12 protein-coding genes are annotated in these 15,122 nt (G+C 65.3%); 6 read left to right on the forward strand and 6 right to left on the reverse strand.

Features of this window, described 5'->3' with window-relative positions; genetic code table 11:
* Positions 1-224: 224 nt before the first annotated feature.
* The 6 genes from ACQR1I_RS02330 to ACQR1I_RS02355 form a co-directional block, all read right to left on the reverse strand.
* Positions 225-1,448: an ABC transporter substrate-binding protein gene (locus ACQR1I_RS02330; protein ID WP_434865563.1), complete on the reverse strand. Its 1,224-nt coding sequence runs from the start codon at positions 1,446-1,448 to the stop codon at positions 225-227.
* Between the two features lie 11 nt (positions 1,449-1,459).
* The gene (locus ACQR1I_RS02335) at positions 1,460-2,476 is read right to left on the reverse strand and encodes a branched-chain amino acid ABC transporter permease (protein WP_434865564.1); all 1,017 of its coding nucleotides are present in this window, start codon (positions 2,474-2,476) and stop codon (positions 1,460-1,462) included.
* Positions 2,477-2,478: 2 nt separating this feature from the next.
* Complete coding sequence (locus ACQR1I_RS02340) at positions 2,479-3,357, reverse strand: branched-chain amino acid ABC transporter permease (protein WP_434865565.1); 879 nt, start codon at positions 3,355-3,357, stop codon at positions 2,479-2,481.
* A gap of 13 nt (positions 3,358-3,370) precedes the next feature.
* Entirely contained in the window at positions 3,371-4,081 is a 711-nt protein-coding gene (locus ACQR1I_RS02345; protein WP_434865566.1) for an ABC transporter ATP-binding protein, read from the reverse strand.
* Entirely contained in the window at positions 4,078-4,875 is a 798-nt protein-coding gene (locus tag ACQR1I_RS02350; protein WP_434865567.1) for an ABC transporter ATP-binding protein, read from the reverse strand. The genes ACQR1I_RS02345 and ACQR1I_RS02350 overlap by 4 nt, the downstream gene beginning before the upstream one ends.
* A gap of 66 nt (positions 4,876-4,941) precedes the next feature.
* Entirely contained in the window at positions 4,942-5,814 is an 873-nt protein-coding gene (locus tag ACQR1I_RS02355; RefSeq protein WP_434865899.1) for an IclR family transcriptional regulator, read from the reverse strand.
* A gap of 229 nt (positions 5,815-6,043) precedes the next feature.
* On the opposite strand from ACQR1I_RS02355, the gene ACQR1I_RS02360 reads away from it, so the two are divergent.
* The 6 genes from ACQR1I_RS02360 to ACQR1I_RS02385 all read left to right on the forward strand — a co-directional run bounded on the left by ACQR1I_RS02360 (position 6,044) and on the right by ACQR1I_RS02385 (position 14,882).
* Positions 6,044-8,137: a 3-hydroxyacyl-CoA dehydrogenase NAD-binding domain-containing protein gene (locus ACQR1I_RS02360; protein WP_434865568.1), complete on the forward strand. Its 2,094-nt coding sequence runs from the start codon at positions 6,044-6,046 to the stop codon at positions 8,135-8,137.
* A 148-nt stretch (positions 8,138-8,285) separates the two neighbouring features.
* Positions 8,286-9,950, forward strand: coding sequence for a dicarboxylate--CoA ligase PimA (pimA, locus tag ACQR1I_RS02365; RefSeq protein WP_434865569.1), 1,665 nt, complete (start codon positions 8,286-8,288; stop codon positions 9,948-9,950).
* Between the two features lie 19 nt (positions 9,951-9,969).
* On the forward strand, positions 9,970-11,157 hold the full coding sequence (locus ACQR1I_RS02370) for an acetyl-CoA C-acyltransferase (protein ID WP_434865570.1): 1,188 nt from the start codon (positions 9,970-9,972) through the stop codon (positions 11,155-11,157).
* A gap of 224 nt (positions 11,158-11,381) precedes the next feature.
* Complete coding sequence (gene pimC / locus ACQR1I_RS02375; protein WP_434865571.1) at positions 11,382-12,572, forward strand: pimeloyl-CoA dehydrogenase large subunit; 1,191 nt, start codon at positions 11,382-11,384, stop codon at positions 12,570-12,572.
* 145 nt (positions 12,573-12,717) lie between these two features.
* On the forward strand, positions 12,718-13,860 hold the full coding sequence (gene pimD / locus ACQR1I_RS02380; RefSeq protein ID WP_434865572.1) for a pimeloyl-CoA dehydrogenase small subunit: 1,143 nt from the start codon (positions 12,718-12,720) through the stop codon (positions 13,858-13,860).
* A gap of 248 nt (positions 13,861-14,108) precedes the next feature.
* Entirely contained in the window at positions 14,109-14,882 is a 774-nt protein-coding gene (locus ACQR1I_RS02385) for an SDR family NAD(P)-dependent oxidoreductase (RefSeq protein ID WP_434865573.1), read from the forward strand.
* Positions 14,883-15,122: the final 240 nt, after the last annotated feature.

Genomic DNA, 15,122 nt, shown 5'->3' on the forward strand with positions numbered 1-15,122 from the left:
GGCCCGTGTTTTTGCGCGGTTGGAGAAGGCTATGAGTTATGTGCGACTGCGAGATGGTATTGCAATCTCAACGGGTGCGTGCTCTGCACTCACAGCTTGAGATCAAGGTGACGGTGTCGGCTCACCGCTCCCCGGTGAGCGCTGGTGCGCAAGAAAAAAGCCCTCCGCGCTGATGCGCGGAGGGCCAGGCAGAGGTCGGCACCGCTGTTTGCGGCGATGCGCGACTATTCGATCGCGCCGCTGATGGCGTCGCCGAACAGCTCCCACTTCTCGCCCTTGAACCGCATCATCTGCAGCTGATCGATCGGGGCGAAGTCGGTCTCTGACGTGTTGATCTTGACGCCGGGCAGCAGCGTGTCCGGCGTGAAGTCCTTCAGGCTCGCGGCCTGCTTCATGACGTTCGCGCGGGTCAGGTCGTCACCGCACATCTGCAGCACCTTCACCAGGGTCTGCGCCGCGCCGTAACCATAGACCGTCGAGCTGTCGAGCTTGTTGGCGTCGGGATAATACTGGGCGAGGAAGTCGAAGAACTTCTTCATGCCGGGATCATTGTTCCACTGCGCGTCGGCGGCGTCCTTGGCGTAGGCGGCCGAGAGAATCCCTTGCGAGTTCTCGAATCCGGCCGGCTTGATCACGCTGCCGACCGAAGCCGACACGTTGACCACGAGCTGCGTCGGATGCCAGTCGATCTCGGCGAGCTTCTTGATCGCCTGTGCCGCGAACTTCGGCGTGGTGACGCTGAAGAACACATCGGCGCCGGAGGCCTTCAGCTTGACGATGTGACCGTCAATCGACGGCTCCGACGTCTCGTAGCTCTCCTCCATCACGACCATCGACGCGGCCTTGTCGCCGAGCCCGTCCTTGAGACCCTTGAGATAGTCCTTGCCGAAATCGTCGTTCTGGAACAGCACGCCGATCTTGGCGCCGGGCTTCTCCTTGAGGAGATATTTGGCGTAGATGCGGCCCTCGCTCTGGTAGCTCGGCTGCCAACCCATGGTCCAAGGGAAGTTCTTCGCATCGTTCCACTTGGTGGCGCCGGTCGCGACGAACAGCTGCGGGATCTTCTTGCCGTTGAGATACTTCTGGATCGCCGAGTTCGAGGGCGTGCCGAGCGGGTTGAAGACCAGGAGCACCTCGTCGCTCTCGACCAGCTTGCGCACCTGCTCGACCGCCTTGGGCGGCGAATAGGCGTCGTCATAGCTGACGAAGGTGATCTTGCGGCCGTTGATGCCGCCCTCGGCGTTGATCTTCTTGAAATACGCCTCTTCGGTCTTGCCGATCACGCCGTAAGCGGACGCCGGGCCGCTATAGGGCATGATGTTGCCGATCTTGATCTCGGTATCGGACGCGCCGGTGTCGTACTTCTTCTGGGCGAGTGCTCCGCCCGAGGTGAGGGCGATGACCGCCGTCGCGAGCGCGGCGATTCGTAGTTGTTGGATGACGAGCAAGATTTTCCTCCTTAGCTCTTTCGGACCTTGCCCAGCAATTGCTGAGCCACCATCGCCACCTGCCGCGAGCCGTGGGGCACGAGGAAGATGATGAGGAACAACAGAACGCCGAACACCGCGCCGGACAGGCCCTTGGAGATGCCCTCCGCGATGTTCGGAACGAAGATGATGAAAGCGGCGCCGATGAAGGAGCCGGGCAGCCAGCCGACGCCGCCGACCACCATGCCGAGGAACAGCGAGATCGCCAGCACGATCGTATAACTGTCGGGCGCGACGAACTGCACCGCAATGGCGCCGAGGCCGCCGGCGACGCCGGTGATGCCGGCGCTGACGCCAAACGCCAGCGTCTTGTAGGTGGCGACGTCGACGCCCATGGCGGAGGCCGCGATCTCGTTGTCACGGATCGCCATGAAGGCCCGTCCGGAGCGCGATCGCAGCAGGTTGACCGAGAAGATGTAGATCGCGATCGTGATCGCCAGCGTGAAGTAGTACAGCCACATGTCCTGCGACATCGGCAGCCCGAACGGCGCGTCCGGCTTGGTCACGACCAGACCCTGCACGCCGCCGGTCCATTTCTCGAAGAAGCCGAGCTTGAGGATCTGCGGCATCGCGGTGGCGAGCGCAAAGGTGGCGAGCGCAAGATACACGCCCGACAGCCGCAGCGCCGGCTGACCGAACAGGAAGCCGAAGCCGAAGCAGACGACGCCAGCGACCGGCAACGTCAGCGCATAGTTGATGTTGTATTGTTCCATCAGGATCGCCGACGTATAGGCGCCGACGGCGTAGAAGGCGCTCTGGCCGAGCGAGAACTGGCCGCTGCCGCCGGTCAGGATGTTGAGCGCCAGCACCGCGAGCCCGTAGATCAGGAGCATCGTCATCTGGAAGATGATGAAGTTCTTGACGAACAGCGGCACCACCAGGAGCAGCAGCACGACCACGAACGCCGTGCCCGCATTCAGAGTCATGGCGCGCTTCGGCACGGCCTCGACCGCGGGCGCCTGGGATCCGACTTCCTCGATTGCGCTCATGATCAGACTCGCTTCACGATGTTGCGGCCGAACAGACCGGCGGGTTTGACGACCAGGACGGTGATGATCAGCGCCAGCGCGATCGGGAGCTTCATCTCGTTGCCGACATGGGGGATGTAGGTTCCGGCGAGGTTCTCGAAGATGCCGACCAGGAAGCCGCCGAGCACCGCGCCGAACGGGCTGGTGAGGCCGCCCAGCACCGCAGCAGCAAAGCCGTAGATCAGCACGCCGCCCATCATGTTGGGCTCCAGGAACACCACCGGTGCGATCAGCATGCCGGCGATCGATCCGATCGCCGCCGCCATGCCCCATCCGAGTGCGATCATCCAGGAGGTGTTGATGCCGACGAGGCGGGCCGATTCGGGCACCGACGCCGCGGCCCGCATCGCAAGGCCGATGCGGGTGTACTGGAAGAACACGTAGAGGCCGATCAGGAGCAGCACGGTTATGCCGATCATGCCGGCCTGGTGGGTCGAGATCAGCTGGCTGCCCAGGAACGGCGTCGAGCCGAACGGCGTCGGATATTGCTTGATCGTGAAGTCCCAGATCAGCCCGGCGCAGGAGTTGATGATCGAGAACAGCGCGATGAAGCCGGCGACCTGGGTCAGGATCGGCGCCTTGGCCAGCGGCTTGAACAGCACGCGCTCGATCGCGATGCCGCCGGCGAAGGAGAACGCCAGCGTCACCACGAAGGCGACCCAATAGGGCAGGCCCCATTGCATCAGCTGCCAGGAGATGAAGGTCGAGAACATCGCCATCTCGCCCTGCGCGAAATTGAGATGGTCGATGGCCTGGTAGATCATGACGACGGCGAGCGCCATGCAGGCGTAGATCGCGCCGGTCGCGATGCCGGCCAGGACCTGGTTGGTGAAGAGCTCCATTGTCCGGCCTCCGTCAGTAGCCAAGATAGGATTTGCGGACGTTCTCGTCCTGCGCGATGTCCTTGGCCGCGCCGGACATGACGATGCGGCCGGTCTCGATCACATAAGCCTTGTCGGCGAGCTCCAGCGCGAGCTGCGCGTTCTGTTCGACGACGAGGATCGAGACCTTCTCCTCGCGGTTGATCTTGCCGAGGATCCCGAACAGGTCGCGCACGATCAGCGGCGCCAGTCCGAACGACGGCTCGTCCAGCAGCATCAGCCGGGGACGCAGCATCAGCGCGCGGGCCACCGCCAGCATCTGCTGCTCGCCGCCGGAGAGCGTACCGGCCTGCTGGGTGTGCCGCTCCTTCAGCTTCGGGAAGTAGCCGTACATGCGCTCGATGTCGGAGCTGATCGCCTTGTCGGTGCGGGTGATGGCGCCGAGCTGGAGGTTCTCCTCCACCGTCATCGTGGTGAAGGTGCCGCGGCCCTGCGGCACATGCGCGATGCCGAAGCGGACAATGCTTTCGGTCGACTTGTTGTTGAGCGGCTTGCCGTCGAACTCGATCGCTCCGGTGGAGCGGACCATGTTGCAGATCGCGCGCAGGGTCGTGGTCTTGCCGGCGCCGTTGGCGCCGAGCAGGGTCGTCAGCGAGCCCTCGTTGAGCGAGAAGGACAGCCCGTGCAGGGCCTGGACCTGGCCGTAATAGGCGCGCAGATCCTTGACGTTGAGAAGCGGCGTCATTGATCCTTGCTCCCGAGATAGGCCTTGATGACGTCGGGATCGGCCTGCACCTGGGCCGGCGTGCCCTCCGCGAGCTTGCGGCCGAAGTTCAGCGCGACGACGTGGTCGGCGATCGACATCACCAAGCCCATGTGATGCTCGACCAGCAGCACCGTGATCTTGCGGTCGTCGCGGATGCGCCGGATCAGGTCGCCGAGGACGTGGACCTCTTCGTGATTGAGGCCGCCAGCGGGCTCGTCGAGCAGCAGGATCTTCGGATCGGCGGCCAATGCGCGGGCCAGCTCGACGCGCTTCTGGGTGCCGAACGGCAGGCCGGAGACGGTGCGGTGGGCGACGCTCTCGAGATCCAGATAAGCCAGAATCTCGTGAACCTTCGTGTTGACCGACGCTTCGCTGCGCCGGACCCAGGCGAGCCGTAGCGAATCCGAAATGATGTCGCTGGACGTGCGGGCGTGGGTGCCGACCCGGACGTTGTCGAGCACGGAGAGATTCGGAAACAGCGCGACGTTTTGGAAGGTGCGCCCGATGCCGATCTCGGCGATGCGGTGCGGCGGGCGCGACAGGATGCTGCGGCCTTCCATCAGGATGTCGCCGGAGGACGGCTGATACAGCCGGCTCAGGCAGTTGAACAGCGTGGTCTTGCCGGCGCCGTTCGGGCCGATCAGTCCGAGGATCTGTCCCTGGTGCATGTCGAACGACACGCCGGCGAGCGCCACGATGCCGCCGAACACGACGTTGACGTCACGCACCGCGAGCAACGGGTCGCCGCTGCGAGCAAGTTGTGCCTGCGTCATGTCGTCTCGCCCACCATCGTCAGCGTGACGGAAGGACGATTTGCCGGCGTGGCGCGACCGCGCAGGCTATCTGATACCCTCGGCAACTCGGGCAAGTTTCCCTCCTGGCTTGTGCTTTTTGCTTGGTTCTTTGCTGAATTGATTAGTTGGCGGCGCGAGTCCGCCCACCGCCGCTTCGATTTTCCTTACCATCGCGAGCAGGCGAGGTCCAATGTCGGTCCGCAGACGCTCTTCCGTGAAGCGGAATGCGGGCGCGCCGCAGTTGAAGGCGTAAGGGCCCGTCCCGTCATTGAGCCGCATGGCGACGCCGACGGCATGCACGTCGTCCTGCCACTCGCCGGCCGAGATCGTGAAGCCGTGCTCGGCAACGGTCTCGCCGGCGCGCTCGATGCCGTCGCGGATCTTGGGCCAGCGGTTGCCGTAGTGCTCGCGCAGCTCGCGCATCAGCACAGTGCGCTCCTCTTCGGGCAGCGCCCAGATGTAGGCTCGGCCCATGGCCGTGGTGGCAATCGGGATGCGTGAACCGACGTCGAGCTGAACGTTGACGACGCCGTGCCGGCTCTGGCCGATATAGACCATGCTGAGGCGGTCGCGGCCGCCGATCGCAACTGCGCCGCCGGTCTCGCGCATCAGCTGTTCGCGGAACGGTTCGGACAATTGGCGGACGCCGAGATTGGCCAGCGCGGCATAGCCGAGCAGCAGCGCCGACGGCGCGAGCTGATACTTCTCGAATCGGGGGACCGGCGTGAGATAGCCGAGCTTGGTCAGCGTATAGGTCAGTCGCGATACCGTCGGCTTGGGCAGATTGGTGCGGGCAGCGATCTCCTGGTTGCCCAAGAGGCCGTCATTGGGCCTGAACGCCCGGAGCACATCGAGGCCGCGCGACAGCGCAACGACGAAGTTGCGATCGGTCGCAGCTTTCTTCCCTGGGCGTTTCATTTCATCGGCTGTTGATGGCTGCCTCGTTGACAACGCTCGTGCTTCAAAATAACCCTGGCTGTCAAGATGTGGAATTAGATTTCGCACTGCGGAATTGGGCTTTGGCAGCGTGTAGACGCAAGCAAGCCCGATGCGCGGAGCGAATGACAAGCCGCCGGTTCACGGCGGCAACCCGGCAAAGCGGCAGCATTAACCAGCCGCAAAGAAACGTCATCTCGAGGAGCGCAGTGTGAGCGAAGTGGCCAAGCTTGAACGTCATGACATCGTGGGCATCGTCACCATCGACAGCCCGCCCGTCAATGCGCTGAGTGCCGCAGTTCGCGGCGGCATCCTGGACAACGTCAACGCAGCCATTGCCGATCCCGCCATCAAGGCGATCGTGTTGACCTGCGGCGGCCGCACCTTCATCGCCGGCGCCGACATCACCGAGTTCGGCAAGCCGCCGAAGCCGCCGGCGCTCAACGACGTGCTGAGCGCGATCGAGAACAGCCCCAAGCCCGTGATCGCGGCGATTCACGGAACCGCGCTCGGCGGTGGCCTCGAAGTGGCGCTGGCCTGTCATTATCGTGTCGCCACCAAGGACGCTAAGCTCGGCCTGCCCGAGGTGAAGCTCGGCCTGCTGCCCGGCGCCGGTGGAACGCAGCGCCTGCCGCGCGCGGTGGGTCCGGAACTCGCGGTCAAGATGATCGTCGGCGGCGATCCGATCGGCGCCGCGGAGGCGCTGAAGGCGGGGCTGATCGAGGAGATCATCGAAGGACCGGCGGCCGGGGGCGAGGCCTTCGCGCGCAAGATCGTCGCCGAGGGTCGACCGCTGCGCAAGCTGCGCGACGACGAATCCAAGATCGCCGCGGCCAAGGCCGATCGCTCGATCTTCACCAACGCGGTCGCCGCGATCACCAAGAAGTCGCGCGGGTTGGAGGCGCCGTTCGCGGCCGCCGATGCGGTCGGCTATGCGATCGACCTGCCGTTCGACGAGGGCCTGAAGCGCGAGCGCGAGGGCTTCCTCAAGCTGCTGACCAGCGACCAGTCCAAGGCGCAGCGCTATGCGTTCTTCGCCGAGCGCGAAGCCGCCAAGATCGCCGGCGTGCCCGACGGCACCAAGGGCCGCAAGGTCGAGCGCGTCGCCATCATCGGCGCCGGCACCATGGGTGGCGGTATCGCGATGTCGTTCGCCAATGCCGGCGTTCCGGTCACCTTGATCGAGACCGCCGAGGAACAGCTGAAACGCGGCATGGGCATCATGCAGAAGAACTGGGAAGCGACCGCGGCGCGCGGCGGCATCCCGGCGGATGCGCCGGCCAAGCGCATGGCGCTGATCGACGGCAAGGTCGGGCTGGAGAACGTCAAGGACGCCGATCTCATCATCGAGGCGGTGTTCGAGACCATGGCCGTGAAGAAGGAAGTGTTCGGCAAACTCGATCAGTATGCCAAGCCGGGCGCGGTGCTGGCCTCGAATACCTCGTACCTGAACATCGATGCCATCGCCGCCGAGACCAGCCGTCCGCAGGACGTGCTCGGCATGCACTTCTTCTCCCCGGCCAATGTCATGAAGCTGTGCGAGATCGTGCGCGCGGAGAAGACCGCGCCGGACGCGCTCGTCACCGCCGTGTCGATCGCGCGCAAGATCGCCAAGGTTCCGGCGGTGGTCGGCGTCTGCGACGGCTTCGTCGGCAACCGCATGCTGGCGCAGCGCGGCAAGCAGGCCGAGAAGCTGTTGTTCGAAGGCGCGCTGCCGCAGCAGGTCGACGCGGTCGTCACCAAGTTCGGCATGCCGATGGGCCCGTTCGCGATGGGCGATCTCGCCGGCCTGGACATCGGCTGGCGCTCGCGCAAGGACCGCGGCATCAAGAGCGAGATCGCGGACGCGCTGTGCGAAGCCGGCCGCTTCGGCCAGAAGACCGGCAAGGGCTACTACAAATACGAGGCCGGCTCGCGTTCGGCGCTGCCGGATCCCGATGTCGAGAAGCTGATCGACGAGACGCTCGCCAAGCTCGGCCTCAAGCGCCGCGCCGTCAGCGACGAGGAGATCCTCGAACGCATGATGTATCCGATGATCAACGAGGGCGCGAAGATCCTCGCCGAAGGCATCGCCGCGCGTCCCTCCGATATCGACGTGGTCTGGCTGTACGGCTATGGCTGGCCGATCTATCGCGGCGGCCCGATGTACTGGGCCGACAGCGTCGGCCTGAAGCACATCGCCGAGCGCCTCGCCTTCTACGCCAAGGAGACCAACGATCCGTCGCTGGAGCCGGCGCCGCTGCTGAAGCAGCTCGCCGATGAAGGCAAGACCTTCGCCTCGCTGGCCCAGGGGAAGGCCGCTTGAGGCGGCCTGCTCTTTCCACATGGTCATTCCGGGGCGCGCGGAGCGCGAGCCCGGAATCCATAACCACGACCGGGAGTATGGATTCCGGGCCTGCGCCTTGCGGCGCATCCCGGAATGACAGCATCATTTGAGGCAAGCAGGTCGGCGCATGACCCATCCCGGTGAACAGTTCTATCCCGAAGGTGTCCGCTGGGACGCGCCGCTCGCGCGCGGCACCTTGCCGGATCTGCTGGCGAAGTCCGTCAGTGATTTTGGCGATCGCAACGCGCTCGAATTCCGCGATCGCCCGATCAGCTTCAACGAGCTCGCCGGCCTGGTCGACGAGGCCGCCGCCGCATTCCTGCGCGCGGGCTTCGGCAAGGGCGCCTCGATCGCGCTGTTCCTCGGCAACTCGCCGGACCATCCGATCAACTTCTTCGGCGCGCTCAAGGCCGGGGCGCGGGTCGTGCATCTGTCGCCGCTCGACGGCGAGATCGCGCTGTCGCACAAGCTGAGCGACTCCGGTGCGCGCATCCTGGTGACGTCGAATCTGTCGGCGCTGCTGCCGATGGCGCTGAAGTTTCTGGCGAAGGGCCTGCTCGATCGCCTGATCGTCTGCGAGGACGATCACTGGGGCAAGGTCGGCACGCCGCAGACCGCCTTGCCGGACAATGCCGCCGTCATCACGCACCGTGCCTTCGTCGAGGGCGCGACGCCGCCGGCGGCGTGGCCGGCGATCTCGCCCGACGACATCGCGCTGCTGCAATACACCGGCGGCACCACCGGCCTGCCCAAGGGCGCGATGCTGACGCATGGCAATCTCACCTCGGCGGTCTCGATCATCGAGATCTGGAGCCGTGCCACCCGGACCCAGCACGAAGGCGGCGATCGCGTGATCTGCGTGCTGCCGCTGTTCCACATCTACGCGCTCACCGTCGTGCTGTTGACCGCGCTGCGCATCGGCAGCCTGGTGTCGCTGCATCAGCGCTTCGATCTCGAGGCCGTGATGCGCGACATCGAGGTCAAGCGCGCGACGTATTTTCCGGGCGTGCCGACGATGTGGATCGCGATCGCCAATCTGCCCGATCTCGACAAGCGCGATCTGTCATCGCTGACCAGCGTGGGCTCCGGCGGTGCGCCGTTGCCGGTCGAAGTCGCGCGCATCCTGGAGCGCCGCGTCGGCATGAAGCTGAAGAGCGGCTGGGGCATGACCGAGACCTGCTCGCCCGGCACCAGCCATCCCAAGGAAGGGCCGGACAAGCCGGGCTCGATCGGCATCGCGCTGCCCGGCATCGAGATGGACGTCGTGTCGCTGGAAGATCCGTCCAAGGTGCTCGGCACCGGTGAGGTCGGCGAGATCAGGGTCAAGGGGCCGAACGTCACCAGGGGCTACTGGAACAGGCCGGAGGAGTCGGCGCAGTCGTTCGTCGGCGATCACTTCCTGACCGGCGACATCGGCTATGTCGATGCCGACGGCTTCTACTTCCTGGTCGACCGCAAGAAGGACATGATCATCTCCGGCGGCTTCAACGTCTATCCGCAGATGATCGAGCAGGCGATCTACACCCATCCCGCCGTGCAGGAAGTCATCGTGATCGGCATTCCCGATGCCTATCGCGGCGAGGCCGCCAAAGCCTTCATCAAGCTGCGCGACGGCTTCGCGTCGTTCCCGGTCGAGGATCTCCGTGACTTCCTGACCGGCAAGCTCGGCAAGCACGAATTGCCGACGGCGGTCGAGTTCGTCGACGAGCTGCCGCGCACCCCGGTCGGCAAATTGTCGCGCCACGAATTGCGCCAGCAGCAATCATCAACATCTCACAGCAAACAGTCGTAACACCAACAGGAGGTCATTCATGACCGATGCCGTCATCGTTTCCACCGCCCGCACGCCGATCGGCAAGGCCTATCGCGGCGCGCTCAACGCCACCGGCGGCGCCACCTTGCTCGGCCACGCCATCGGCGAGGCCGTCAAGCGCGCCAAGGTCGATCCGGCCGAGGTCGAGGACGTCGTGATGGGCGCGGCCCTGCAGCAGGGCTCGACCGGCGGCAACATCGCGCGCAAGGCGCTGCTCCGCGCCGGCCTGCCGGTGTCGGTCGGCGGCACCACCATCGACCGCCAGTGCGCCTCGGGCCTGCAGGCGATCGCGCTGGCAGCGCGCTCGGTGATCTTCGACGGTGTCGAGATCGCGGTCGGCGGTGGCGGCGAGTCGATCTCGCTGGTCCAGAACGACAAGATGAATGCATTCCAGGCCACTGACCCGGCGCTGCTCGAGATCAAGGGCGACGTCTACATGCCGATGATCGACACCGCCGAGATCGTCGCCAAGCGCTACGGCATCTCGCGTGAGCGCCAGGACGAGTATGCGCTGGAGAGCCAGCGCCGCACCGCGGCCGCGCAGCAGGGCGGCAAGTTCAACGACGAGCTGGCGCCGATCTCGACCAAGATGGCGGTCACCGACAAGGCCACCGGTAACATCTCGTTCAAGGACATCACGCTGTCGCAGGACGAGGGTCCGCGTCCCGAGACGACCGCTGAAGGCCTTGCTGGCCTCAAGGCCGTGCGCGGCGAGGGCTTCTCGATCACCGCCGGCAATGCCAGCCAGTTGTCCGACGGCGCTTCCGCCTGCGTGATCATGAGCGACGCCAACGCGGCCAAGCGCGGCCTGCAGCCGCTCGGCATCTTCCGCGGCTTCGTCTCGCATGGCTGCGAGCCCGACGAGATGGGCATCGGCCCGGTGTTCGCGGTGCCGCGCCTCTTGAAGCGCCACGGCCTTACCGTCGACGACATCGGCCTGTGGGAGCTCAACGAGGCGTTCGCAGTCCAGGTGCTGTATTGCCGCGACAAGCTCGGCATCGATCCCGACAAGATCAACGTCAATGGCGGCGCCATCGCGGTCGGCCATCCCTACGGCATGTCGGGCGCGCGCCTGACCGGTCACGCCTTGATCGAGGGCCGCCGCCGCAAGGCCAAATACGCCGTCGTCACCATGTGCGTCGGCGGCGGCATGGGCGCCGCCGGCCTGTTCGAGGTGCTGCAGTAACAACGATTTCAATTCCGCGCGCAATTCGTGCGGGATTTCCCTCGGTGTCGTCCCGGGCAAGCGCAGCGCAGACCCGGGACCCATACCGCGTGATGTCGCTTGGCGCACTGTGGCAGTCGCCTGTGCTTCCAAGCCCCGCCTGTGGTTATGGGTCCCGGCTTTCGCCGGGACGACGGCTGAACGAGACGAACTAACAGGACTGAACGACACACGGGAGCGATCCAATGGATCTTGCATTCACTAGGGAAGAGCAGGCGTTCCGCGAGGAAGTGCGGGCGTTCTTCAAGGACAACGTGCCGCCGGAGACGCGCCGCAAGATGGTCGAGGGCCGTCATCTGTCGAAGGACGAGATGGTGACCTGGTGGCGCATCCTCAACAAGAAGGGCTGGGGCGTCTCGCATTGGCCGAAGGAATATGGCGGTACCGGCTGGACCTCGGTGCAGCACTACATCTTCAACGAGGAGCTGCAGGCCTATCCGGCGCCGCAGCCGCTCGCCTTCGGCGTCAGCATGGTCGGCCCGGTCATCTACACCTTCGGCAACGAGGCGCAGAAGAAGCAGTATTTGCCGCGCATCGCCAATGTCGACGATTGGTGGTGCCAGGGCTTCTCCGAGCCGGGCTCCGGATCGGACCTCGCCTCGCTGAAGACCAAGGCCGAGCGCCGCGGCGACAAGTGGATCATCAACGGCCAGAAGACCTGGACCACGCTGGCCCAGCACGCCGACATGATCTTCTGCCTGTGCCGCACCGATCCCGCCGCCAAGAAGCAGATGGGCATCTCCTTCATCGTCTTCAGCATGAAATCGAAGGGCGTCACGGTGCGTCCGATCCAGACCATCGACGGCGGCCACGAGGTCAACGAGGTGTTCTTCGACGACGTCGAGGTACCCATCGAGAACCTGATCGGCGAGGAGAACAAGGGCTGGGACTACGCCAAGTTCCTGCTCGGCAATGAGCGCACCGGCATCGCCCGCGTCGGCGTCTCCAAGGAGCGCATCCGCCGCATCAAGGAGCTCGCCGCCAAGATCGAGTCCGGCGGCCGCCCCGTTCTGGAGGATCCGTCGTTCCGCGAGAAGCTGACGGCGTGCGAGGTCGAACTGAAGGCGCTCGAGCTGACCCAGCTTCGCGTCGTCGCCGACGAGGGCAAGCACGGCAAGGGCAAGCCCAACCCGGCCTCCTCGGTGCTCAAGATCAAGGGCTCGGAGATCCAGCAGACCACGACCGAGCTGCTGATGGAAGTCATCGGCCCGTTCGCCGCGCCCTACGATATCCATGGCGACGATGACAGCAACGAGACCATGGACTGGACCGCCCAGATCGCGCCGAGCTACTTCAACAACCGCAAGGTCTCGATCTACGGCGGCTCCAACGAGATCCAGCGCAACATCATCGCCAAGGCGGTGCTGGGGCTCTGATTTGTGAGCCGCAGCGCGTCGACAACGCACGCCGTCATGGCCGGGCTTGACCCGGCCATCCACGCGAAGCCCTGCGGTGGCCCGACGTGGATGCCCGCGACGAGCGCGGGCATGACGGAGAATGGGGATACTGGAGAGTCAACCAATGGATTTTGATCTCACCGAGGAGCAGCGCCTTCTCAAGGACAGCATCGACGGCCTGCTGGCGGATGCCTATGATTTCGACAAGCGCAAGCTGTACATGAAGGAGAAGGGCGGCTGGAGCCGCGCGATGTGGTCCAAGCTCGCCGAGCAGGGCCTGCTCGGCCTGCCGTTCTCCGAGGACGATGGCGGCTTCGGCGCCGGCGGCGTCGAGACCATGATCGTGATGGAAGCGATGGGCCGCGCGCTGGTGCTCGAGCCGTATCTGGCGACCGTGGTGCTGTCGGGCGGCTTCCTCCGCCACGGCGGCACGGCGGCGCAGAAGGCGGCGCATCTGCCCGGGATCATCGACGGCAGCAAGACCTTTGCGTTCGCCCAGCTCGAGAAGCAGTCGCGCTACGATCTGTTCGATGTCGCCACGTCAGCCAAGAAGAAGGGCGACGGCTGGGTCATCGACGGTGAGAAGTTCGTCGTGCTCAACGGCGAGAATGCCGACACGCTGATCGTCACCGCCCGTACTTCCGGCGGCCAGCGCGATAAGTCGGGCATCGGCGTCTTCATCGTGCCTGCCGACGCCAAGGGCGTCACCCGCAAAGGCTATCCGACCCAGGACGGCCTGCATGCGGCAGACATCACGTTCACCGGTGTCGAGGTTGGCGCTGACGGCGTGATCGGCGATGCCGCCAATGGCCTGCCGCTGATCGAGCGCGTCGTCGACGAGGCCCGCATCGCGCTGTGCGCGGAAGCGGTCGGTCTGATGGACGAGTCGCTCTCGACCACGGTCGAGTACATCAAGACGCGCAAGCAGTTCGGCGTCGCGATCGGCTCGTTCCAGTCGCTGCAGCACCGCGCCTCCGACATGTTCGTGGCGCTGGAGCAGGCCCGCTCGATGTCGATGTTCGCCACCATGGCCGCCGAGTTCGACGACGCCAAGGAGCGCGCCACCTCGATCGCCGCGGCCAAGGTGCAGATCGGCAAGTCGGCCAAGTTTGTCGGCCAGCAGGCGATCCAGCTGCACGGCGGCATCGGCATGACCATGGAGGCCAAGATCGGCCACTACTTCAAGCGCCTGACGATGATCGAGAGCACCTTCGGCGACACCGACTACCACACCCGCCGCGTCAGCGAGGCGGGCGGGTTGATCTGAGATGGTCCGTCGTTGCCGGGCTTGACCCGGCAACCCATCGCTCTTCTGAAGATGGATGCGCGGGTCAAGCCCGCGCATGACGAGAGTGAGAGGCTTACGTCGTCTCGAGTGTTTGAGCCGTCGTTGCGAGCGTAGCGACGCGTCCGCCGAAGCTCGAAGAGCGTAGGCGGAAGCAATCCAGGGCGTCACGCGTTGCCCTGGATTGCTTCGTCGCTTCGCTCCTCGCAATGACGCGGAGGAAGCAGGACATGACCCCCAACCCCTTCAATCTTACAGGCCAGGTCGCCGTCATCACCGGTTCCAGTCGCGGCATCGGTCGCGCCTCGGCGGAGCTGCTGGCGCAGCTCGGCGCCAAGGTGGTGATCTCCAGCCGCAAGGCCGAGGCCTGCGAGGAGGTCGCGAACGGCATCCGCGCCAATGGCGGCGATGCTCACGTCATCGCCTGCAACATCTCGCGCCGCGCCGAAGTCGACGCGCTGATCGACGGCGCGGTGAAGCACTACGGTCAGGTCGACATCCTCGTCTGCAACGCCGCGGTGAACCCCTATTACGGTCCGCTGCTCGATATCCCCGATGAGGCCTTCGACAAGATCATGGCCTCCAACGTCAAGAGCAATCTCTGGCTCTGCGCCAAGGCGATCCCGCCGATGGCTGCGCGGGGCAAGGGCTCGGTCGTCATCGTCTCCTCGATCGGCGGCCTGCGCGGCTCGACCGTGATCGGCGCCTACGGCATCTCCAAGGCTGCCGACTTCGCGCTGTGCCGCAGCCTCGCCGGCGAATGGGGCTCGCAGGGCGTGCGCATCAACTGCGTCGCGCCCGGCCTGATCAAGACCGACTTCGCCCGCGCGCTGTGGGAGGACGAAGCCCGCCTGAAGCAGCGCTGCGCCACCACGCCCTTGCGCCGCATCGGCGAGCCGCACGAGATTGCCGGCGCGGTGGCGTATTTGGCGTCGGATGCCTCGACCTTCATGACCGGCCAGACCATCGTGGTGGACGGCGGAGTGACGACGGCTGCGGTGTAGGCCCGGCTGTCGTCCCGGCGAACGCGTGGTAGCCGTCTTTCCCCACGACAGCTGCACCCTCTCCCCTTGTGGGAGAGGGTGGTTGCGCGAAGCGCAACCGGGTGAGGGGTCTCGCTCCTCATACTCAGTGCTTGCATGTGGCACCAACCCCTCACCCGAGTGAGCCTGGAGCTTCCGCCGGTGTAGCCCTCTCCCACAAGGGGAGAGGGCGCAGTCATGTGCAGCGTAACGGCCCAAGCA

The organism is Bradyrhizobium sp. HKCCYLS2038, from assembly GCF_051167655.1.
Taxonomy (GTDB): Bacteria; Pseudomonadota; Alphaproteobacteria; order Rhizobiales; family Xanthobacteraceae; genus Bradyrhizobium.